Below are 20,851 nucleotides of genomic sequence, written 5' to 3' on the forward strand. Positions count from 1 at the left end.
ATGCATCCGTAAGGCGCACGTTGAGGGGCATTATTCCAGTTGCTGGAGTTCGCCGCGCGGCGTAACGCGCCAGCGGTGCTGGCAGAAATAGAGCAAGGGGTTGTCCTGGCGAGAATCGCTATAGCCGCTGTACAGGCGAAGCGGTGTGCCGAGTTGTTGCTCAAGTTGCGCCACTTTTTCATGGCCAAGACAGCGCAGAGTCAGTACCCAGCCACCGTGACGCCGGTCGATCATGCTGGCGATGATTTTCACTTTCGGTAGCCAGGGTGTATCAAAATAAACCTGTTCAACCAGCGGCAGCGGCGAACCGGTAATCAACCACACGTCGGCGTCTGAGCTTTCCAGATAAGCGGTAAGGCGCTCGTGCACCACCGGGAAGGTGATTACCTGGCCGCGAAACCAGGCGACGAACTCCTGCTCAAGCTGCTTCAGGCGGGCTTCGCTGTGCCCGAAGGTGCATCCCCACAGCAGTAAACTCATCGGCCAGCGCGCCGCGCGGCCTTTAACCGCCAGAGCAATTAAGATAACCGGCAGTAAAGGGATGACTATCAGCAAATTTAACGGCTGGCGGCGCAATAAAAAGCGTAAAAATGTGCCAAACATATCCTGCTGATGCAGGGTGCCGTCCAGATCGAAAAACACTACCCGACGCTCATTATTTGCCAAACCTTGCTCCTCTGGGCTGTCGTATTACGGCTTCTTATTAGCCTAACAGATAGCGACCGATTTTTCCGGTGACCTGCTTACCCGTTTTCCCGACGGGTTATGCCGTCAAAACCACGATAATCCGGTTTGCACCTCAGAATATTTAATTCATAATAATAAGTAATAATGGAATATATAATTCGTTAAGGCGAGTGAATGACCTTGCCCTTATCTGAACGGCGCGAACCTGTGGAGTCTTTCATGAACTGTTTGATACGTATTCGTCAGCGTTATCCCAATCTGGCGCAGAGCGACCGCCGTCTGGCCGAATTCATTCTGACTCATCCTGAAAAGGCCAGGCATTTAAGTTCACAACAGCTGGCGGAGGAGTCAGGCGTTAGCCAGTCCAGCGTGGTGAAGTTCGCTCAGAAACTGGGATATAAGGGCTACCCTGCCCTGAAACTTGCCATCAGCGATGCGCTGGCCGGGAACCCTAATCCTCATTCAATTCCGGTGCATAATGAAATTCTTGGCGACGATCCCCTGCTGCTGGTGGGTGAAAAGCTGATTAAAGATAATATGGCGGCGATGCATGCCTCGCTGGACATCAACAGCGAAGACAAGCTGGTGGAATGCGTTCAGTTGCTGCGCAATGCCCGGCGTATTGTATTAACCGGGATCGGTGCGTCCGGACTGGTGGCGAAAAACTTCTCCTGGAAGCTGATGAAGATCGGTATGAATGTGGTCGCGGAACAGGATATGCACGCCCTGCTGGCGGCTGTTCAGGCACTTGATGAAAAAGACGTCATGCTGGCGATTTCCTACTCCGGCGAACGCCGGGAAATCAACCTGGCAGCGGATGAAGCATTGCGCGCTGGCGCGAAGATTATCGCTATCACCGGCTTTACCCCTAATGCCTTACAGCAACGCGCAACGCGTTGTCTGTATACCATCGCGGAAGAACAGGCCACGCGTAGCGCGGCTATCTCCTCCACCAGCGCACAAATGATGCTTACTGATTTATTATTTATGGCGCTGGTGCAACAGGATCTGGAAAAGGCACCGGAGCGAATTCGGCATAGTGAAGCGCTGGTGAAAAAGCTGGTTTAATTAATCAGGGCACACTGCGCCCTGACGCAGATATCACTCAGAGAACAACACGTGCTGCAAATAACCGTTCAAAACGGTAAGTATTCTTAATGTCATTTTAAAAATAGCGAAAAACCTTTTTCAGGAACGTATGAAATAGATGTTACCCAGCGCAAAGTAATCGGGAAATTAGCTTGTGAGACGGGGTTAAAATAATATAATCCTGCAAGCTTACGGCAATATTATTAAGGATCCCCCGACTGGGCTGCACATAAGGAATGCGCTACATGAAACTCAATCCGTTGTTATTACTGCTTTTATTTTCCTCGTCTGGCTTTGCTTATGCTGTTGAGGTCCCCATGCTGGGTGATGGCAAAGCGGAAGGCCACCAGATTTGCGGAAAAGGTATTGATGTACAGATAAGAAAACTCAATGATAACTCTTTAATCATTGGTCTGGCGAATAATAAAACTCAACACCGGGATTTATTTAAATCTTTGGAACAAAACGCGGGTAATATGAAATATTCAAAATTTGTCCCGGTGCGTTTTGATAACCTGTCAAAGAATTTTATTGAAGAAGAAAAACCGGAAATCGAGATTGTTTGGGGTAGCGCCATAAATGATAAAAAAGAAGCCAGCTACACCCTGGCGCTCGGTCCAAAAGTTTATGCTTGTGGGCTTCTGCAAAAATGGCCTCATGAAGAAGCCAATATTTTATATGGTGAGAACCAATAATTTTGCCTGATGCGCCCTGTCTGTGGCGCATTTTTTTCACCACCCTCAACGCAATCCGTCACGTTTAGCTACCACAATCAGGTGGCTGCATATTGGGCGAATCCCGTGAATGTGATAAAGTGCCGTCGTTCAAAAATCATCATTTTCGCAGCAAGATAATATTGTTGCTAAGATGTATTTTGTTTGTAGATCACACTGATGAGCAACGGCGTACTCTGCACGTTTCCCTCATGCCTGAATCAGATATAGCGGTAAAGAATTAAATGGCTCTTTTAATCACCAAAAAATGCATTAACTGTGACATGTGCGAGCCGGAATGCCCGAACGAAGCCATCTCAATGGGTGAGAGTATTTATCAGATCAATACCGATCGCTGTACCGAATGCGTGGGGCATTACGATACCCCCACCTGCCAGAAAGTCTGCCCGATCCCCAATACTATCCTGAAAGATCCGGCCTATCCGGAGAGTGAAGAACAACTGTGGGACAAATTTGTTGTTCTTCACCACGCCGACAAAATTTAGCTTTCAATGATGACCGTCGCGCAGGCGTAGTGACGTTCATCAGACAGGGTCACATGCACCGAGGCAACACCCATGCGCTGCGCCAGCTGTAGCGCTTCATCCCACAGGCGTAGACCCGGTTTACCCAGCTCATCGTTAAACACTTCAAACTGGTTAAACGCCAGCCCGTTACGGATCCCCGTACCGAATGCTTTTGCCGCTGCCTCTTTTACCGCATAGCGCTTGGCTAAAAAGCGCACCGGCTGTTGATGGGCCTGATATTGTGCCCATTCATTGGCGCTTAATACGCGCTTCGCCAGCCGATCGCCCGAGCGGGAAATCACCGCCTCAATGCGGGCGATTTCCACGATATCGGTGCCGAGGCCTAAAATCGCCATTAGCGGCGCGCTTCCAGCATTAAGCGTTTCATTTCTGATACCGCTTCTTTCAGGCCGCTCATCACCGCCCGGCCAATAATCGCATGGCCGATATTGAGTTCATGCATTTCAGGCAGCGCGGCAATCGGCTGGACGTTATGGTAGGTCAGGCCATGACCGGCATTCACTTTCAGGCCTTTGCTTGCCGCATAGGTCGCCGCTTTGGCAATGCGCGCCAGCTCTTTCGTCTGGGTGCTTTCGTCTTTGGCATCGGCATAACAGCCGGTGTGGATTTCGATATATGGCGCGCCGACATCCACAGCCGCGTCGATTTGCTCAATATCCGCATCGATAAACAGCGACACCAGGATATTCGCCTCTGCCAGACGCTTGCAGGCGTCGCGCATTTTTTCACGCTGCCCGGCGACGTCCAGCCCGCCTTCGGTGGTCACTTCCTGACGTTTTTCCGGCACCAGGCAGCAGAAATGCGGTTTGGTTTCGCAGGCGATGGCCAGCATCTCTTCCGTCACCGCCATTTCCAGATTCATACGAGTATCGAGGGTTTGACGCAGCACGCGCACATCGCGGTCGGTAATATGACGGCGATCCTCACGCAGGTGAACCGTAATGCCATCCGCGCCCGCTTGCTCGGCGATAAATGCAGCCTGAACCGGATCGGGGTAAGCCGTACCGCGCGCATTACGCAGCGTAGCGATATGGTCGATATTGACGCCTAACAGTAATTCAGCCATGACAATCCTCGATAATCAGCACAAAGTGTGCGGCAGTTTACACCCGGCAAGGAAAGCATGGCTACGGGTAGCGGTGATTAGGCATCGGAAGATGAGGAGGACGTCGGTTTTTTAGGCACGAACTGGCGGAATAGCTCCCGGCTCTTTAGCGGTTTGCCGCCAAGATAGGGTTTGAGGGCAATGCGGGTAAAGCGTTTAGCCGCACGCAGCGTGGCGGCATCAGGGAATTCCCGGCTGGCCAGCGCTTGCAGTTCATGGCCGGTAAACGAAAGGTTATCTACCACCAGGCTGGCGATAAACCCTTTTTCTTCGCGGTAACGGTAAGTCATATCCGGGCTGACCGGCTCGCCGCTTCCGGCGCAGTGCAGATAATCTACGCCGTACCCAAGATGCCCCAGCAACGCCAGTTCAAAACGGCGTAATGCCGGTTCCGGCGAAGCATGGAGGCCCGCCAGAGCCTGGATGCAGTGCAGATAATCGAAAAATAGTTCTGAGAAGCGGGTTTCCTGTTCCAGCACGCGGCTCAACAACTCATTGACATACAGCCCGCTGTACAGCGCAATACCGGAAAGGGGGAGCGCCAGTGAAACCGCTTCGGCGCTGCGTAAAGTTTTCACCTCACCGCGACCACCGAAACGGATTAACAACGGCGTAAATGGCTGGAGGGTGCCTTTAAGATTAGAGCGCCGCGAACGGGCGCCTTTGGCGACCAGGCGAACCCGGCCCGACTCTTCGCTAAACACGTCAAGCAGCAGGCTGGTTTCGCTCCAGGGGCGACTGTGCAGCACAAAGGCGCGTTGCCAGCCTTCCATTAGCGTGTTACTCAGAGATCGTCGACATAACCGAGGCTACGCAGCGCGCGCTCGTCGTCCGCCCAGCCGGATTTCACCTTCACCCACAATTCAAGGTGAACTTTGGCTTCAAACATCTCTTCCATGTCCTTACGGGCTTCGATACCGATGGTTTTGATTTTGGCCCCTTTGTTGCCAATCACCATCTTCTTCTGCCCTTCGCGCTCAACCAGGATCAGGCCGTTGATGTCATAACCACCGCGCTCATTGGTCTGGAAGCGTTCGATTTCTACCGTCACCGAGTACGGCAACTCCGCGCCCAGGAAACGCATCAGTTTTTCACGAATGATCTCCGACGCCATAAAGCGCTGGGAACGGTCAGTGATGTAATCTTCCGGGAAGTGATGAACCGCTTCCGGTAGATGCTTGCGCACGATCCCGGCAATGGTGTCCACGTTCAGACCGGTTTCCGCAGAAATCGGCACGATATCGAGGAAATTCATCTGGCTGGCCAGGAACTGCAGATGCGGCAGCAGATCGGCTTTTTCCTGCACGTTGTCCACTTTGTTTACGGCCAGGATAACCGGCGCTTTACCGTCGCGCAGTTTGTTGAGCACCATTTCATCGTCCGGCGTCCAGCGGGTGCCTTCTACCACGAAAATAATCAGCTCAACGTCGCCAATAGAACTGCTTGCCGCTTTGTTCATCAAACGGTTTATGGCGCGCTTTTCTTCCATATGCAGGCCAGGGGTATCGACATAAATCGCCTGGTACGCCCCTTCGGTATGAATGCCCACAATACGGTGGCGCGTGGTTTGCGCCTTGCGTGAGGTGATAGAAATCTTCTGGCCCAGCAGATTATTCAGCAGGGTCGATTTGCCAACGTTGGGACGCCCAACAATGGCGATAAATCCGCAATAACTTTTTTCGTCGCTCATTCCAGCTCCAGTTTTTTCAACGCCTGTTCGGCGGCAGCCTGCTCCGCCTTACGACGGCTGGAACCTGTGCCAACCACCGGTTCACTCAGGCCGCTGACCTGGCAGTGGATAGTAAATTCCTGATCGTGTGCTTCACCGCGCACCTGCACCACCAGATACGAAGGCAGCGGTAAATGACGTCCCTGCAAATATTCCTGCAAACGGGTTTTCGGATCTTTTTGTTTATCGCCCGGGCTGATTTCATCCAGCCGGGTCTGATACCAGGAGAGGATCAGCCGCTCAACTGTCTGGATATCGCTGTCGAGAAACACGCCGCCGATCAACGCTTCAACGGTATCAGCCAGAATCGATTCACGACGAAAACCGCCGCTTTTCAACTCCCCTGGCCCTAAGCGCAGGCACTCGCCTAATTCAAATTCGCGTGCGATTTCCGCAAGGGTATTGCCGCGCACTAGCGTGGCGCGCATACGGCTCATATCGCCCTCGTCTACACGCGGAAAACGATGATAAAGCGCGTTAGCAATAACAAAGCTTAAAATGGAGTCACCCAGAAATTCGAGACGCTCGTTGTGCTTACTGCTGGCACTCCGATGGGTTAACGCCTGCTGCAATAACTCCTGATGAAGAAAAGTGTAGCCCAGCTTACGCTGCAGCCTGTTAATTACGATGGGATTCATGCGATACCAATTAATAAATGCGTCAACTATGCAGCACACGGAACAGAGCTGAAAAAACCAAAGCTGTTTCGTGTGCCGTAGCCTTTAGTACAAAGGCTAACCTGAAATCTTCGGGGGAATATTCTATACGCAACGCCAGGGGATGTCGTTAGTGATTCCTGATTTATGACTTAAATAATTTAAGGGGACGTAGATAACAGGGTTATTTATGGCTGGAATGAATATTTGTCATTACCGGGAAGGGTAAAAAGGCCGATTAACGAAGCGCTAACCGGCCATAAATACGATTTAGTGAATACCGCCGATACGGTTCAGACGCACGCCGGTTGGCCATTCGCCTTCTTGTTTTTCAAAGCTCATCCAGATAGCCGTCGCTCTGCCGACCAGATTGGCTTCCGGCACGAAGCCCCAGTAACGGCTATCGGCGCTATTATCCCGGTTATCGCCCATCATAAAGTAATGCCCGGGCGGTACGATCCAGGTCGCCAGCGGCTGGCCAGCCTGCTGGTAATACATGCCAAGCTGATCCTGAGCAATCGGCACCGTCAGAATACGGTGGGTCACGTCGCCGATGCTCTCTTTGCGCTCGGTAAGGCGAATACCGTTATCTTTGGTTTCGTTTTTTGGCACCTGGAAGAACCCGCTGGATGCCTCTCCCGCGTTGCGGCGCGAAAACGTCTGCACGAAATCGCTCGGCTCAACCGCGGAATAGGTCACCGGCAAGGCATTGCCGCAGGCCTGGCCGGAGCTGCAATTCGGCTGAATAGTGACTTCCTTGGCGACCGGATCGTAGCTCACGCGGTCACCCGGTAAACCGACGACGCGTTTGATGTAATCCAGGCGCGGATCTTCCGGGTATTTAAACACCGCGATGTCGCCGCGCTTCGGATGCCCGGTCTCAATCAACGTTTTCTGATAGATCGGATCTTTCAGGCCGTAAGCGTATTTTTCGACAAGTATAAAATCGCCAATCAGCAGTGTTGGCATCATCGAACCGGAGGGGATCTGGAAAGGTTCATAGATGAATGAACGCACCACCAGCACAATCGCCAGCACCGGAAAGACCGATGCGCCTGTTTCCAGCCAGCCCGGTTTGGGGCCGACTTTCTTCAGGGTTTTGCTGTCCAGCGCATCACCCGTTGCCGCCTGCGCCGCAGCCTGACGCTCGCGACGCTTCGGGGCAAAGATAAATTTATCCAGACACCACAAGATACCCGTCACGCCTGTCGCGATAACAAGGATCAGGGCAAACATGTTCGCCATGCCAACTCCTTAGATTATTTGCCGTCTTTACCGACATGCAGAATGGCGAGGAACGCTTCCTGCGGCAGTTCGACGTTGCCGACCTGCTTCATGCGTTTCTTACCTTCTTTCTGTTTTTGCAGCAGTTTTTTCTTACGGCTCACGTCGCCGCCGTAGCATTTTGCCAGTACGTTTTTACGCAACTGTTTCACGGTGGAACGGGCGATAATATGGTTGCCGATAGCCGCCTGAATCGCGATATCAAACTGCTGGCGCGGGATCAGTTCCTTCATCTTCTCAACCAGTTCGCGGCCACGGTACGGGGCGTTGTCGTTGTGGGTGATCAGCGCCAGCGCGTCGACGCGCTCGCCGTTGATCAGCACATCCACACGCACCATGTTGGAAGCCTGGAAGCGTTTGAAGTTGTAATCCAGCGACGCATAGCCGCGAGAGGTGGATTTCAGACGGTCGAAGAAATCCAGTACCACTTCCGCCATCGGAATTTCATAGGTCAGCGCCACCTGGTTGCCGTGGTAGACCATGTTGGTCTGTACGCCGCGTTTCTCAACGCACAGCGTAATCACGTTGCCCAGATATTCCTGCGGCAGCAGCATATGACATTCGGCGATTGGCTCACGCAGTTCGTCGATATTGTTCAGCGGCGGCAGCTTGGAAGGGCTATCGACATAGATCACTTCTTTGCTGGTGGTCTGGACTTCATAGACTACCGTTGGCGCGGTGGTGATCAGATCGAGATCGTATTCACGCTCCAGGCGCTCCTGGATGATCTCCATGTGGAGCAGGCCCAGGAAGCCGCAGCGGAAGCCGAAGCCCAGCGCGGTTGAGCTTTCCGGTTCGTAGAACAGGGAAGCGTCATTGAGGCTCAGCTTGCCCAGCGCGTCACGGAAGTTTTCATAATCGTCGGAGCTGACCGGGAACAGACCGGCATAAACCTGTGGCTTGACCTTTTTAAAGCCAGGCAGCGCTTTATCCGCCGGGTTACGCGCCTGAGTCAGGGTATCGCCCACCGGCGCGCCGAGGATGTCTTTAATGGCGCAAACCAGCCAGCCCACTTCCCCGCATTTCAGTTCGGTACGGTCAACCTGTTTCGGCGTGAAGATACCCAGACGGTCGGCGTTGTACACTTGTCCGGTACTCATCACTTTGATTTTGTCGCCTTTGCGCATGGTGCCGTTTTTAATACGCACCAGAGAGACCACGCCCAGGTAGTTATCGAACCAGGAGTCGATGATCAATGCCTGTAATGGCGCATCCGCATCGCCCTGCGGCGCGGGGATTTCGCGCACCAGGCGCTCAAGCACGTCCTGCACGCCCACGCCGGTTTTCGCCGAGCACCGCACGGCATCGGTGGCGTCGATGCCCACGATGTCTTCAATCTCTTCGGCAACACGTTCCGGATCGGCTGCGGGCAGATCGATTTTGTTGAGGACCGGCACCACTTCAAGATCCATTTCCATGGCGGTGTAGCAGTTTGCCAGGGTCTGAGCTTCTACGCCCTGCCCGGCATCCACCACCAGCAACGCGCCTTCACAGGCGGCCAGCGAACGAGAAACTTCATACGAGAAGTCGACGTGGCCCGGCGTATCGATAAAGTTCAGCTGATAGGTTTCGCCATCAGAGGACTTAAAATCGAGAGTAACGCTTTGCGCTTTGATGGTGATCCCGCGTTCACGTTCCAGGTCCATGGAATCAAGCACCTGGGCTTCCATTTCACGATCAGAAAGGCCACCGCAAATCTGAATGATGCGGTCAGAAAGCGTCGACTTACCGTGGTCGATGTGAGCAATGATAGAGAAGTTTCTTATGTTCTTCATAAATGAGGATTTTTTAACCCTAACGCAGAGCGATTGTCAGTTTATGGATATAACGGCTAACACGTTGTGGCAGCGGCCAATCCGTACATTGGCGTGCATATTACACTGTAGCGGCCAAATCGTCAGCATAGGATGATTTGCCGTGAAGACGTAAGCGGATTATGACAGGAAAAATGTAAACTTAAGCCAGCGCGCGGCCAGTCCGTTAGCCGCGTGATTCAGGGAACCCTATCCGCCAAAAACGTTGATAGCGCTGGTCAGGCGGTTGCCGCGCCGGTTCAGATCGCTGGCGATTTGCGCAGAGTGATGCACCATTTCGGCGTTATTTTTCGACATGGTTTCAATTTGCGAGACCGATTCATTAATCAGCCCCAGCGCCATGGTTTGTTCACCGGTGGCGTGGCCGACTTCTTTGATCAGTTGCGACATCTGGCGGATCTCGCTTGCCATCTCGCTGATGTGTTTCTCAGCCAGTTCGACCATTTCCACGCCAGAACGCACGCTTTGCACGTTACGCTCAATCAGCGTTTTGATCTCTTTGGCCGATGAGGCGGAATGCTGCGCCAGATTGCGTACTTCCGCGGCGACGACTGCAAAACCTCGACCCGACGCGCCCGCGCGCGCCGCTTCAACCGCGGCATTGAGGGCGAGAATGTTGGTCTGGAAAGCGATACTGTCAATCACGCCAATAATATCGACGATTTGGTCGCTAATTTTAGAAATCGACTTCATCACGTCGATAGTCTCTTCCATTACCGACGCGCCTTCCTGCGCGACAATACTGGTTTTTTCCGCCATCGAAATCGTCATTTCCGACGTCGCCGCGGTTTGCTGCACCGCGCTGGTGATTTCTTCTATCGCCGCCGCTGTTTGTTGCAACTGGGCAGAGGTTTCGTCAGTGCGTTCATTCAGCGCGGTACTGTTCACCTCGAGCTGCTGGCTGATTTCACTGATTCCGCCAGCCTGTACGCTGACGTCATTTACCAGCGAATGGAGATTCAGTCCCGCCTGGTTAACCAGGCGCATCATCTTGCCGATTTCATCCACGCGATTGAAATGTATATGCCCGGCTTTGCGGCCCGATACGATTTTTTGCATCTGGCTGACGATGATTTTCAGCGGGCGCGCCACCTGGGCATGCATAAACCCACCCGCCGCGACTGCCGCCACAACGGTAATCAATGCCTGCAATCCGTAGTGCAGCCCTGTGAAGGGCAGTAAAAGAGTCATCAGCGTGAAAGCCAGTAACGGCAGCGCCAGCCGCCAGGCAACGGAGATTTTTTGCAGTAGCGAGAGCGGGCTAAGCCATTTTCCACGCACCACCAGCCCTTTAAAAAAACGCAGACTCCCGGCTCGCTTCTCGTTGACGGCCTGGTAAAGCTGCTCCGCAGCCTGCACCTCTTCACGTGTCGGCACATTACGCACCGAGATATAACCGGTAAGCTCGTCATGGCGATAAACAGGCGTCACGTTGGCGCGTACCCAGTAGTGATCGCCATTTTTACGGCGGTTTTTAACCAGCCCGGTCCAGCTCTCGCCTTGCTTAAGGGTAAACCACAGGTCAGCAAAGGCCGCCGGGGGCATATCCGGGTGGCGAATATGGTTGTGAGGCTGCCCCATTAAATCTGCTTCACTAAAGCCGCTGGACTCGATAAAAGCAGAGTTGGCGTAGGTGATGTAACTCTGGGTATCGGTGGTGGACATTAATGTCGCATCATCGGGAAGCTGATATTCATGTTGAGTGACAGGGTTGTTTATTCTCATAGCCCGTCCTCATTTAACAATAGAAATTCACTCATATATCCCCTGGCTGGGTGCGATAAGTTTTTCGAATAGATTATTATTGGTTTTAATAAAACGTGTGCGTCCGAGCGGTCTCGCGAATTCTCAACGGAATTTATTAAGCTGTAAATAGGGATAATTAAAAAAGAGTATCCGTTAACCAAATAATTCTTTTAAATTTACATCCTGATAATAATATTCGATACCCATCTTTGCAAAATACGCACCTAAGGCAAATTAATGGTTTGTTATTACTCTCATTCGCAATCGCCTTTTATTACTTATAAAGCGTTATATGACGCTAATATGACAGCAATAAAAATCCCAAGGGCCATAGGGGCTCCCTACTTGTTTTGGTAGTAGAAATTTATTTCTGAGGAATGCCCGTCAGTGCAGGCTCACTCTTGCGCTGCCTTACTTTTATTAGCGATAAGCATTACTAAGAAACTATTTTGCAAAGCGCGATAACAAACGACCAGCATAAAACCTGACGACTTAAAAACAGTCCGCCTGGATCATATCAATATAATCCAGAACCACATCTTATTGCGTCCGGTTATTGGATTAAGGATATAAGACAATGAGCATTGTAGTTTGTGGCAAGGAAGAAGAAATTTAGTTTTGGGTAACATTCAAAGGAGAGATTAAATTAAATTTAAGTCTGACAATGCTCGTCAGGCATTGTCAGTTGAAGAAGTTGCTTCAACGCGCAGTGCATCTGGCGGCAACCCAATGCTTAAAATAACCGGCTGCCATCTTTCACGCCGACTCAATGCTGGAGACAGCCCTTTTGCCAGCAGGAAACCGCCCACGCCGCCTAATACCGCACCAGCCATTGCGGCCAAATCGGTGTTAAACAGCATCTGGAAAAGCCCCGCCACGATAAATAATCCAACCAGCGGCGACATATACACCAGCAGCGCAGAGCCCAGCAGGCTGCCTTCGGCAATACCAAGTTCCACTTTTTGGCCGGCGACCAGAGGCTGATCGCAGGGAACAATAATTGAATGGCTGGTCTGCGGGCCGAGTTTGTTCAGGATGCGGCTGCCACAACCAGCCCGGGACGCACAGCTGCTGCACGAGGATTTAACATCACAGCTGACGACCGCTTCGCCGTTTTGCCACGAAACTACCGTGGCCCACTCTTTCATCATTGCGGAGAAGCCCTGAATTTTACGCTGTCTGCGATACGTTTAGCGGTTTGCGGGGGCAATTCGCCCACGATGGTGATTTCGGCGTTATTGCGCACATCGGAACTCACCGTACGGCGGCCGGTACGCAGCATCTGGCTGGAACTGGTCGCGCTGGCGCGGTTCACATTCACCGAGAAAGTGAATAAGCCGTCGGTATAAAGACGAGACTCGACAGGCACGTCAACGCCCGGAAGCGGACGGCGGCTGCCGGAAACCTCGTTAAACCCTTGCGGTAGCCAGGTCGGTGCCCAGTTAAAGTTGACTTTTTCGGTACCCGGAACAGAAAGCAGCGGCGGCAGCGTCGCTTTTGCCAGATTTTGTATCACGGTGCCCGGCGTATCGTTAACGGTAAACGACACCACCCGGAACTGTTCAAGCGTTTCGCCATCGCGGTCCAGTAAATCAACGCGCATGGGCAACTTAGTTTGCGAATCCAGCCAGACAATGTAGCTGTAACGTGTTCCGTCCCGCGCCACTACCCGAATCACATCGCACAGGCGATCGGCAATTCGCGTTCTGCCTACGGCGATAAAATCGTAATACGCCGCCAGACGTTTAAAATCGGTGTAGACCAGAGAAGGTAAGGAATCGACGATATAATCGCCATTCAGCGTGAAAGGCTCGAGGCCTGGTTCAAAGTAGCTCACTTCATTGCCACGCTGCACAACTTCACGGCGTGGGCCATCCATCTGCAGAAGTTGAGCCATTGGCTTGTTATCCAGGCGGGCATGCCGATAACGCAGTGATTCAACACCCTGCTTATTGATACTGATAAAAGCCAATTCGTAGTTAAGCGACTGACTGGCCTGGTTCATTTGCTGCAACAACGCCTCGGTTGAAGGATCTGCCGAGGCGTTTGCAGAAAATAACAGGCTGCCAGCCACTAATGACATAGCACACCAAAGTTGCTTCATTACTGCGGTTGCGTTCCTAACGTTTGGGTTCCTGGCACCTGAACAGCGGCTTGCTGTGTCTGGGCCTGTTCAAACTGAAGCTGCTCTGCATGCAGGCGACGCTGAAGTTCATAGTCCTGAAGCATAGCGTTAATGCGGCGACGCTGCTCCTGAACCTGTTGCTGGCCTGTACCACCCGTGGCGTCAGAAGGCACGCCCAGGCTCACCGGGCTGGCCTGCCCCATCATGGGAAGGGTGTTGAACACGGGTGTTTCAGGTTGCCCAGTGGCTTCGCTCGGGGCGTTGTATTGCTGAACGCCGACGATAACGGCCAGGGAAACACAGGCAGCAACGCCAATCTGCGTAATCTGGCTGGCCCAGGGGCGCAGTTTTTTCCAGAACGGCATAGCCTGCCACTGCTGTGGAGCTGGTTGTGACTCTGGAATGAGCGGTGCGGTCCGATGTACAGGCTCGTTTTCGATTGCCGCCATCACGCGGGCGGAGATATCGAAGTGAATCACATCACCCGTGTCACCCCGTAGAGTGTCGCGAATGAGGTGATAGCTCTCCCATGACTGCTGAAGCTGTTTGTCGTTAGACAAAGCGCTCAGCACTTCACTATCCAGAGACTCACCATCCATTAAAGCGGAAAGTTTTTCTTTCTGCATGCCTAATACCTTTTCCAGTATCCCGCTATCGTCAACGCCGGATAAGCGGTTGAACTTTATTATCAATAGCTTCCCGCGCACGAAAAATACGCGAACGTACCGTACCGACCGGGCAATCCATGATAGCGGCTATCTCTTCATAGCTCAGGCCATCCAGCTCCCGCAACGTAATTGCCATGCGTAAATCTTCCGGGAGTGACTCTATGGTACGGAAAACTATTTGTTTCAGTTCTTCAGACAACATTAAGTTCTCAGGGTTCGAAATTTCTTTCAGTGCACCCGCACTTTCGAAATTTTCTGCGTCAATCGCATCGACATCGCTGGACGGCGGACGACGCCCCTGAGCAACCAGGTAATTTTTTGCTGTATTGACGGCGATACGATACAGCCAGGTATAAAACGCGCTATCGCCGCGAAAGGAATCAAGGGCGCGGTAAGCTTTAATAAAGGATTCCTGCACTACATCAGGCACATCCCCCGATGGCACATAGCGAGAAACCAGGCTCGCCACTTTATGCTGGTAGCGGACTACCAGTAAGTTAAACGATTTCTGATCTCCCTTCTGGACCCGCTCAACAAGGACCTGATCCGTTAACTGCTCGCTCATCCGAGGTAATATCTCCCCAAACCTAATATCCTCGCGTAATCAGAACCACCTAAACGCTGCACGTCGTGAGCAAGCAGGAGATTGGATTCTCATTAACCGGTAAAGTTCCGTTACGCCTTTGTTTTCTGTCAGCTTTTCCCGGACCGTTGATTTTGATTCATAGGGAGTCCGCCTCTTTAAGGCTAGCGCTGAAAATTCAAGCTTGCTAATCCGCCAGCAGAGTAACGCAAGCACACCTTTTTTTCACCCTTTAATCGTAGGCTAACGATCTGCTTCGCAAATATTTTTCTGGTTTTTATAAGCCTGCTACAACACGCCCTGATAGCCGGTCGTGTTTAGCCACTGCAACTTAATGCAAAAAAAATGTGCGAACTGACAAATTCCAGTGCTATGCTGGCCCAACACTGTTTAGTAAATTAAACACACAGCATGAACACAACATCTGAAATGAATTGTGACGTTTTGATTATCGGCAGCGGCGCGGCGGGCCTCTCCCTGGCGCTTCGTCTGGCGGATAATTGCCAGGTTATGGTTCTGAGCAAAGGACCGGTTAACGAAGGGTCAACGCTATATGCCCAGGGCGGTATTGCGGCGGTATTCGATGAAACAGACAGCATCGATTCCCATGTTGAAGACACGCTCATTGCCGGAGCTGGAATTTGCGATCGCGACGCGGTTGAATTCGTCGCCAGCAACGCCCGCCATTGCGTTCAGTGGCTAATCGACCAGGGCGTATTGTTTGATACTGAAGTACAACCAAATGGCGAAGAGAACTACCATCTGACCCGTGAAGGTGGGCATAGCCATCGCCGCATTCTGCACGCCGCAGACGCCACGGGGAGAGAGGTCGAGACTACCCTTGTCGGCAAAGCGCTGGCGCATCCTAATATTCAAATTATCGAACGTAGCAACGCCGTTGATTTAATCGTCTCCGACAAAATCGGTCTGCCGGGTACCCGCCGCGTGGTCGGCGCATGGGTCTGGAACCGCAATAAAGAAGAAGTGGAAACCTGCCGCGCTAAAGCGGTGGTGTTGGCGACTGGCGGCGCATCTAAGGTGTATCAGTACACCACTAACCCGGATATCTCCTCCGGCGATGGGATCGCCATGGCGTGGCGCGCCGGTTGCCGCGTCGCCAATCTCGAGTTTAATCAGTTCCACCCTACCGCGCTGTTCCATCCACAGGCACGCAACTTTCTGCTGACCGAAGCGCTGCGTGGCGAAGGGGCTTACCTTAAGCGTCCCGACGGCACGCGTTTTATGCCTGATTTTGATGAGCGAGCCGAACTGGCTCCGCGTGATATTGTGGCGCGCGCTATCGATCATGAAATGAAACGCTTAGGCGCAGACTGCATGTATCTGGATATTAGCCACAAGCCAGCGGAATTCGTGCGCCAGCACTTCCCGATGATTTATGAAAAACTGCTTGGTCTGGGGCTCGATTTGACCCGCGATCCGGTGCCTATCGTACCCGCTGCGCACTATACCTGCGGTGGCGTGATGGTTGATGACAATGGCCGTACTGACGTTGACGGGCTGTATGCCATCGGCGAAGTGACCTACACCGGCCTGCACGGTGCCAACCGGATGGCGTCCAATTCGCTGCTGGAGTGCCTGGTGTACGGCTGGTCGGCGGCGGAGGATATTCAAAAACGCTTGCCGTTCGCCCGTGGACCGAAATCACTGCCTGCCTGGGATGAAAGCCGGGTAGAGGATCCCGATGAACTGGTGGTGATCCAGCATAACTGGCATGAGCTAAGGCTATTTATGTGGGACTACGTTGGAATTGTGCGTACCACGCGCCGCCTGGAACGGGCGTTGCGCCGGATCACTATGCTTCAGCAGGAAATTGACGAGTATTATGCCAATTTCCGCGTGTCGAATAATTTGCTGGAGTTGCGCAACCTGGTGCAGGTGGCGGAGTTGATTGTGCGTTGTGCGATGATGCGTAAAGAGAGCCGCGGACTGCATTACACCCTCGACTATCCCGATTTACAGGAAAACGCTGGGCCGTCGGTGCTCTCCCCACTGGTTCACATAAACAAATAGAACTCCTGGGTCAGGCCGCACCATGCGTCCGAGTAGCGCTGGTCTGGCCCACGGATCGCCAGCCGGTCGATAAACAGCTCGCCCGGCATCGGCGAAAACGCCAGTAGCACGCGGTGCGGCAGCTTAGTATCGTTATCGCACACATCGGTTCTCAGGCGAATATGCCACCCCATCTCCTGCGCTTTTTGGGTGAAAGCAGAGCCCACGGCTTCCGGCAATACCACGCAGAAACAGCCCTCTTCGGTAATGAGTTGCGCCGCGCCGCGTAACAGCGCTTCATGTTCCAGTGAGGTGTTATAGCGGGCAAGTTCACGCTGCGATGAACCACACTCCACGCCTTTATCATAAAATGGCGGGTTGCTGACGATCAGGTCGTAACGGTGAGATGCGTCCGGCGTCCAGCTTAAAAAGTCTTCCTGATGAACTTGAATGCGCGCAGCCCAGGGCGACGCCTGGGCATTGTCAGCGGCCTGCCCGGCGGCTTCCGGGTCCATTTCAACTGCGTCGATAAGCGCGTCATTTGCGCGCTGGGCCAGCATCAGAGCAATAAGCCCACTGCCGGTACCGATATCCAGAATGCGCTTAACGCCTGCCACTGGCGCCCATGCGCCCAGCAAAATACCATCAGTCCCGACTTTCATTGCGCAACGATCGTGGGCAACGAAGAACTGCTTAAAAGTGAAACCATCGCGACGAAGAAGCGTTTTAGTCGTTGTCATTATTACAACCTGGCAGGGAAACCGTTGTAGCATAGGGTAAAGCATTCGCCTGGAAAAGAGCATAACCATACTAAGTGATGAACATTGCTGCCTTAACGTCTATAATCGGCGGCCCATACTGAGGTAGAAAATGACTGTAACCACTTTTTCCGAACTAGAACTTGATGAAAGCCTGCTGAAAGCCCTTCAGGATAAAGGCTTCACTCGCCCGACAGCCATTCAGGCTGCCGCCATTCCGCCTGCCCTTGAAGGGCGTGATGTACTCGGTTCTGCGCCGACAGGCACCGGTAAAACGGCGGCGTACCTGCTGCCGGTGTTGCAGCATTTACTCGACTTCCCTCGTAAAAAATCCGGCCCGCCGCGCGTTCTGATCCTGACTCCGACCCGCGAGCTGGCGATGCAGGTGGCGGAACAGGCGCGTGAGCTGGCGGCGCATACCCACCTGGATATCGCCACCATTACTGGCGGCGTGGCATACATGAACCACGCGGAAGTGTTCAGCGAAAACCAGGATATCGTGGTCGCTACCACGGGCCGCCTGCTGCAATATATCAAAGAAGAAAACTTTGATTGCCGCGCCGTGGAAACGCTGATCCTGGATGAAGCCGACCGTATGCTGGACATGGGTTTCGCGCAGGATATTGAACATATTGCCGGGGAGACCCGCTGGCGCAACCAGACCATGCTGTTCTCGGCCACGCTGGAAGGCGATGCGATTAAGAACTTTGCCGAGCGTCTGCTTAACGAGCCGGAAGAAGTCTCTGCCTCGCCGTCCACCCGCGAACGTAAAAAGATCCACCAGTGGTACTATCGCGCCGACGATATCCAGCATAAAACCGCACTGCTGGTGCACCTGCTGAAGCAGCCGGAAACTACCCGCGCTATCGTTTTTGTGCGCAAGCGCGAGCGTGTGCATGAGCTGGCTGGCTGGCTGCGCGAGGCCGGCATCGCTAACTGTTTTATTGAAGGCGAAATGGTGCAGGCTAAACGTAACGAGGCCATCAATCGCCTCACCGATGGCCGCGTTAATGTCCTGGTCGCCACCGACGTTGCCGCGCGCGGTATTGATATCGCCGACGTCAGCCACGTCTTTAACTTCGATATGCCGCGCACTGCCGATACCTATCTGCACCGTATTGGCCGTACCGGTCGTGCCGGGCGTAAAGGCACTGCGATCTCATTGGTTGAAGCGCACGATCACCTGCTGTTAGGTAAAGTAGGCCGCTATCTGAATGAGCCGCTGAAATCCCGCGTGATTGACGAACTGCGTCCAACCACCCGCGCACCAAGCGAGAAATTGCAGGGCAAACCGTCGAAAAAAGCGCTGGCGAAACGCGAAGAGAAGAAGAAAGAGCAGGAAAAAGAAAAACCGCGCGTTAAAGTGCGCCATCGCGATAAGAAAAATATCGGAAAGCGCCGTAAACCGAACGAAGCAAAAATCGATAATGCAGAATAAAAAAACGCCAGCGAAAGCTGTAATGCTTGTCAGTTAAGCTTTGAAGGTGGCCGCAGCGCGTAGCGCTGTGGCCTCTTTTTTACCGCCCGCGGATAATGCCTTTCCCGCCTGCCCGGAAGAACCAGCCCTGAAGCCATATTCAGTATCTCTTCCATTATGCGCGGCAGTTTCCCCGGCGCCACTCCCGGCAGGATACTCAGCTGGCTTCTCAGGTACAGCGCTGACTGCTTAAAGCTCATCTGGTAAGGCTCCACGCCCTTCAGACTGTATGCCATCTGCGCCATCATGAACCGCAACAGGTTATAGGCCAGCACCACGCCCCACAGCTCCTGGCGCACCAGTTCCGGCTTTTTACTCCGCAGCGTCAGCTCATTATTCAGCAGATGCTGCTTCATCTCCCTGAAGCCGTGTTCTATTTCCCAGCGATGACCGTACAGATCCACGATATCCGCTTTCGGGTATCTGAGCGGATCGCACATCGACGTCAGTATCTGCACCGTTTTACCCCGGACTTCCTTACTGACAAGCCTTGCCGTCAGGGTCTCCGGTGCCTCCGGCCATTTCTTTCTGGCCTGCGGCGACAGCCTTAACTCCACCAGCTCCTGCCCGGTGCCCAGTTTTCTTGTCACCCGGTACTGTGCCCCCTTACGCAGCGGGATCAGCCAGTGCCTTTCGGTTCCGGCAGTTTGCCAGGCATGCAGCAGCCCCAGGGCATAAAAGCCTTTATCCAGAAGGGTCAGGGAATGGTCAGGCGTCTGCGCGATGAGCTTTGCCGCAAGGTCCGTTTCCCCGCACTCAGAGACACTGGCGAAGGCCGCGCCCGTCAGCAGATGGCTGGTCACTTCCATCTGGCAGACCATACGTACCTGCGGCCACTCAGAGCGGGCATTAATATTCGCGGTCCGCCCGAAGGCCGCATCATTTTCAGGCGTGTCAGGCGTTCGCCATACCGTGCCATCCACAGCCATCAGGGTGAGTCCGTTCCAGTGCGACACCGGGGTTTTTTCGAACCACAGACGCTGTGTTTTTTCAAACATCAGCCGGATAACGTCCTCCCCGAGCCGCTGGCGGGCCTGTACCACCGCGCTGGGTGCAACAAACGGCCTTTTCCCGGGCAGCAGGATGTCCAGATGGGAGACAAGCTGGTTCATGGAGTGGGAGCGGAACAGCGCCATACCGGTCACGGCCCAGACCATCATTTCCATGGAGAGGCGGCGCTTACGCAGGGTGACCACGCCGGTATCAGTCAGACACTGGTCAATCAGCTCAGGAGAGAGAAGGTCAGAGAGCGCAGCGAACTCCTGCGGGGTAAATTTGTGGACGGTATCAAGTGCCTGGCTGAGTAGCATAAAAAAATCCGTAATCCCTGTGAGATTACGGATTTTTGCACAACTGCCGGATCGGTCAACCGATCCTTAACTGATCGGCATTACAGCGAAAGCTGGCGTTTTTATTTACCGGATAAGAAACCTTACAGGCTTTCGGTAAAGGTACGAGCGATAACGTCGCGCTGCTGTTCCGGCGTCAGAGAGTTAAAGCGAACCGCATAACCGGAAACACGGATAGTCAGTTGCGGGTATTTTTCCGGGTGCTTAACCGCGTCTTCCAGCGTTTCACGGCGTAGTACGTTAACGTTCAGATGTTGACCACCTTCAACGCGCACTTCCGGTTTAATTTCCATCGGAATTTCACGGTATTCGAATTCACCCAGCGCGTTCAGTGCAACTACTTCATCTTCAGCGAAACCGGCTTTGGCGCAAACGCAGCGCGCTTCGCCTTTCTCGCTGTCCAGCAGCCAGAAAGAGTTCAGAAGATCGTCGTTGGCGGCTTTAGTAATCTGGATACCAGTAATCATTATATTTCTCCCTATGGGCAAATTTTGTTGATTCTCGTTGGGC

The 20,851-nt window shown here is 53.2% G+C and carries 21 protein-coding genes; 5 read left to right on the plus strand and 16 right to left on the minus strand.

The window, feature by feature from the left end; genetic code table 11:
- Positions 1-30: 30 nt before the first annotated feature.
- Positions 31-666, minus strand: a complete 636-nt coding sequence (yfhb, locus tag RT120_RS05320; protein ID WP_312980309.1) for a phosphatidylglycerophosphatase C — start codon at positions 664-666, stop codon at positions 31-33.
- 240 nt (positions 667-906) lie between these two features.
- On the opposite strand from yfhb, the gene RT120_RS05325 reads away from it, so the two are divergent.
- The 3 genes from RT120_RS05325 (at position 907) to RT120_RS05335 (ending at position 2,995) form a co-directional block, all read left to right on the plus strand.
- A complete protein-coding gene (locus RT120_RS05325) occupies positions 907-1,755 on the plus strand; it encodes a MurR/RpiR family transcriptional regulator (protein ID WP_312980311.1) in 849 nt (282 codons plus the stop codon).
- Positions 1,756-2,021: 266 nt separating this feature from the next.
- Positions 2,022-2,471, plus strand: a complete 450-nt coding sequence (locus tag RT120_RS05330; protein ID WP_312980314.1) for a hypothetical protein — start codon at positions 2,022-2,024, stop codon at positions 2,469-2,471.
- A gap of 263 nt (positions 2,472-2,734) precedes the next feature.
- Positions 2,735-2,995, plus strand: a complete 261-nt coding sequence (locus RT120_RS05335) for a YfhL family 4Fe-4S dicluster ferredoxin (RefSeq protein ID WP_312980317.1) — start codon at positions 2,735-2,737, stop codon at positions 2,993-2,995.
- Here RT120_RS05335 and acpS read toward each other — a convergent pair.
- The 12 genes from acpS to rpoE form a co-directional block, all read right to left on the minus strand.
- Complete coding sequence (gene acpS / locus RT120_RS05340; RefSeq protein ID WP_312980320.1) at positions 2,992-3,372, minus strand: holo-ACP synthase; 381 nt, start codon at positions 3,370-3,372, stop codon at positions 2,992-2,994. The genes RT120_RS05335 and acpS overlap by 4 nt on opposite strands.
- A complete protein-coding gene (gene pdxJ / locus RT120_RS05345) occupies positions 3,372-4,103 on the minus strand; it encodes a pyridoxine 5'-phosphate synthase (protein WP_312980323.1) in 732 nt (243 codons plus the stop codon). The genes acpS and pdxJ overlap by 1 nt, the downstream gene beginning before the upstream one ends.
- Before the next feature lie 77 nt (positions 4,104-4,180).
- Positions 4,181-4,915 (minus strand): DNA repair protein RecO, encoded by a 735-nt coding sequence (recO, locus tag RT120_RS05350; RefSeq protein WP_312980325.1) that lies wholly within the window; start codon positions 4,913-4,915, stop codon positions 4,181-4,183.
- Between the two features lie 11 nt (positions 4,916-4,926).
- On the minus strand, positions 4,927-5,832 hold the full coding sequence (gene era / locus RT120_RS05355; RefSeq protein WP_312980328.1) for a GTPase Era: 906 nt from the start codon (positions 5,830-5,832) through the stop codon (positions 4,927-4,929).
- Complete coding sequence (rnc, locus tag RT120_RS05360; protein WP_125293962.1) at positions 5,829-6,509, minus strand: ribonuclease III; 681 nt, start codon at positions 6,507-6,509, stop codon at positions 5,829-5,831. Before rnc ends, era begins: the two co-directional genes overlap by 4 nt.
- 288 nt (positions 6,510-6,797) lie before the next feature.
- On the minus strand, positions 6,798-7,772 hold the full coding sequence (lepB, locus tag RT120_RS05365) for a signal peptidase I (protein WP_312980332.1): 975 nt from the start codon (positions 7,770-7,772) through the stop codon (positions 6,798-6,800).
- Between the two features lie 14 nt (positions 7,773-7,786).
- The gene (gene lepA, locus RT120_RS05370; RefSeq protein ID WP_312980334.1) at positions 7,787-9,586 is read right to left on the minus strand and encodes a translation elongation factor 4; all 1,800 of its coding nucleotides are present in this window, start codon (positions 9,584-9,586) and stop codon (positions 7,787-7,789) included.
- A gap of 228 nt (positions 9,587-9,814) precedes the next feature.
- A complete protein-coding gene (locus RT120_RS05375) occupies positions 9,815-11,350 on the minus strand; it encodes a methyl-accepting chemotaxis protein (protein WP_312980337.1) in 1,536 nt (511 codons plus the stop codon).
- A 692-nt stretch (positions 11,351-12,042) separates the two neighbouring features.
- Positions 12,043-12,522 (minus strand): SoxR-reducing system protein RseC, encoded by a 480-nt coding sequence (gene rseC / locus RT120_RS05380; RefSeq protein ID WP_312980340.1) that lies wholly within the window; start codon positions 12,520-12,522, stop codon positions 12,043-12,045.
- Positions 12,519-13,475 carry a sigma-E factor regulatory protein RseB gene (rseB, locus tag RT120_RS05385; protein ID WP_312980342.1) on the minus strand — a complete coding sequence of 319 codons (957 nt, stop codon included), beginning with the start codon at positions 13,473-13,475 and terminating at the stop codon, positions 12,519-12,521. Before rseB ends, rseC begins: the two co-directional genes overlap by 4 nt.
- Positions 13,475-14,122, minus strand: coding sequence for an anti-sigma-E factor RseA (rseA, locus tag RT120_RS05390; RefSeq protein ID WP_312980344.1), 648 nt, complete (start codon positions 14,120-14,122; stop codon positions 13,475-13,477). The genes rseB and rseA overlap by 1 nt, the downstream gene beginning before the upstream one ends.
- 31 nt (positions 14,123-14,153) lie before the next feature.
- Complete coding sequence (gene rpoE, locus RT120_RS05395) at positions 14,154-14,729, minus strand: RNA polymerase sigma factor RpoE (RefSeq protein ID WP_002438107.1); 576 nt, start codon at positions 14,727-14,729, stop codon at positions 14,154-14,156.
- Positions 14,730-15,158: 429 nt separating this feature from the next.
- Between rpoE and nadB the strand changes: the two genes are divergently transcribed.
- Positions 15,159-16,778, plus strand: coding sequence for an L-aspartate oxidase (gene nadB / locus RT120_RS05400; protein WP_312980347.1), 1,620 nt, complete (start codon positions 15,159-15,161; stop codon positions 16,776-16,778).
- Here the strand turns inward: nadB and trmN are convergent.
- Complete coding sequence (gene trmN, locus RT120_RS05405; RefSeq protein WP_312980349.1) at positions 16,763-17,497, minus strand: tRNA(1)(Val) (adenine(37)-N(6))-methyltransferase TrmN; 735 nt, start codon at positions 17,495-17,497, stop codon at positions 16,763-16,765. The two genes, nadB and trmN, sit on opposite strands and share 16 nt — an antisense overlap.
- A gap of 130 nt (positions 17,498-17,627) precedes the next feature.
- Between trmN and srmB the strand changes: the two genes are divergently transcribed.
- On the plus strand, positions 17,628-18,953 hold the full coding sequence (gene srmB, locus RT120_RS05410) for an ATP-dependent RNA helicase SrmB (protein ID WP_312980352.1): 1,326 nt from the start codon (positions 17,628-17,630) through the stop codon (positions 18,951-18,953).
- A 29-nt stretch (positions 18,954-18,982) separates the two neighbouring features.
- On the opposite strand, the gene RT120_RS05415 is transcribed toward srmB, so the two are convergent.
- Together RT120_RS05415 and grcA are read right to left on the minus strand one after the other, a co-directional pair.
- Positions 18,983-20,302 carry an IS4 family transposase gene (locus RT120_RS05415; RefSeq protein ID WP_312980354.1) on the minus strand — a complete coding sequence of 440 codons (1,320 nt, stop codon included), beginning with the start codon at positions 20,300-20,302 and terminating at the stop codon, positions 18,983-18,985.
- Between the two features lie 122 nt (positions 20,303-20,424).
- The gene (gene grcA / locus RT120_RS05420) at positions 20,425-20,808 is read right to left on the minus strand and encodes an autonomous glycyl radical cofactor GrcA (protein ID WP_312980356.1); all 384 of its coding nucleotides are present in this window, start codon (positions 20,806-20,808) and stop codon (positions 20,425-20,427) included.
- Positions 20,809-20,851 lie beyond the last annotated feature (43 nt).

Origin of the sequence: Atlantibacter sp. (genome assembly GCF_032062175.1) — a bacterium.
GTDB lineage: Bacteria > Pseudomonadota > Gammaproteobacteria > Enterobacterales > Enterobacteriaceae > Atlantibacter.

Coding starts and splice junctions, on each gene's coding strand:
- RT120_RS05325 (WP_312980311.1), top strand. CDS start 907: ATGAACTGTTTGATACGTATTCGTCAGCGTTATCCCAATCTGGCGCAG.
- RT120_RS05330 (WP_312980314.1), top strand. CDS start 2,022: ATGAAACTCAATCCGTTGTTATTACTGCTTTTATTTTCCTCGTCTGGC.
- RT120_RS05335 (WP_312980317.1), top strand. CDS start 2,735: ATGGCTCTTTTAATCACCAAAAAATGCATTAACTGTGACATGTGCGAG.
- acpS (WP_312980320.1), bottom strand. CDS start 3,372: ATGGCGATTTTAGGCCTCGGCACCGATATCGTGGAAATCGCCCGCATT.
- pdxJ (WP_312980323.1), bottom strand. CDS start 4,103: ATGGCTGAATTACTGTTAGGCGTCAATATCGACCATATCGCTACGCTG.
- recO (WP_312980325.1), bottom strand. CDS start 4,915: ATGGAAGGCTGGCAACGCGCCTTTGTGCTGCACAGTCGCCCCTGGAGC.
- era (WP_312980328.1), bottom strand. CDS start 5,832: ATGAGCGACGAAAAAAGTTATTGCGGATTTATCGCCATTGTTGGGCGT.
- rnc (WP_125293962.1), bottom strand. CDS start 6,509: ATGAATCCCATCGTAATTAACAGGCTGCAGCGTAAGCTGGGCTACACT.
- lepB (WP_312980332.1), bottom strand. CDS start 7,772: ATGGCGAACATGTTTGCCCTGATCCTTGTTATCGCGACAGGCGTGACG.
- lepA (WP_312980334.1), bottom strand. CDS start 9,586: ATGAAGAACATAAGAAACTTCTCTATCATTGCTCACATCGACCACGGT.
- RT120_RS05375 (WP_312980337.1), bottom strand. CDS start 11,350: ATGAGAATAAACAACCCTGTCACTCAACATGAATATCAGCTTCCCGAT.
- rseC (WP_312980340.1), bottom strand. CDS start 12,522: ATGATGAAAGAGTGGGCCACGGTAGTTTCGTGGCAAAACGGCGAAGCG.
- rseB (WP_312980342.1), bottom strand. CDS start 13,475: ATGAAGCAACTTTGGTGTGCTATGTCATTAGTGGCTGGCAGCCTGTTA.
- rseA (WP_312980344.1), bottom strand. CDS start 14,122: ATGCAGAAAGAAAAACTTTCCGCTTTAATGGATGGTGAGTCTCTGGAT.
- rpoE (WP_002438107.1), bottom strand. CDS start 14,729: ATGAGCGAGCAGTTAACGGATCAGGTCCTTGTTGAGCGGGTCCAGAAG.
- nadB (WP_312980347.1), top strand. CDS start 15,159: ATGAACACAACATCTGAAATGAATTGTGACGTTTTGATTATCGGCAGC.
- trmN (WP_312980349.1), bottom strand. CDS start 17,497: ATGACAACGACTAAAACGCTTCTTCGTCGCGATGGTTTCACTTTTAAG.
- srmB (WP_312980352.1), top strand. CDS start 17,628: ATGACTGTAACCACTTTTTCCGAACTAGAACTTGATGAAAGCCTGCTG.
- RT120_RS05415 (WP_312980354.1), bottom strand. CDS start 20,302: ATGCTACTCAGCCAGGCACTTGATACCGTCCACAAATTTACCCCGCAG.
- grcA (WP_312980356.1), bottom strand. CDS start 20,808: ATGATTACTGGTATCCAGATTACTAAAGCCGCCAACGACGATCTTCTG.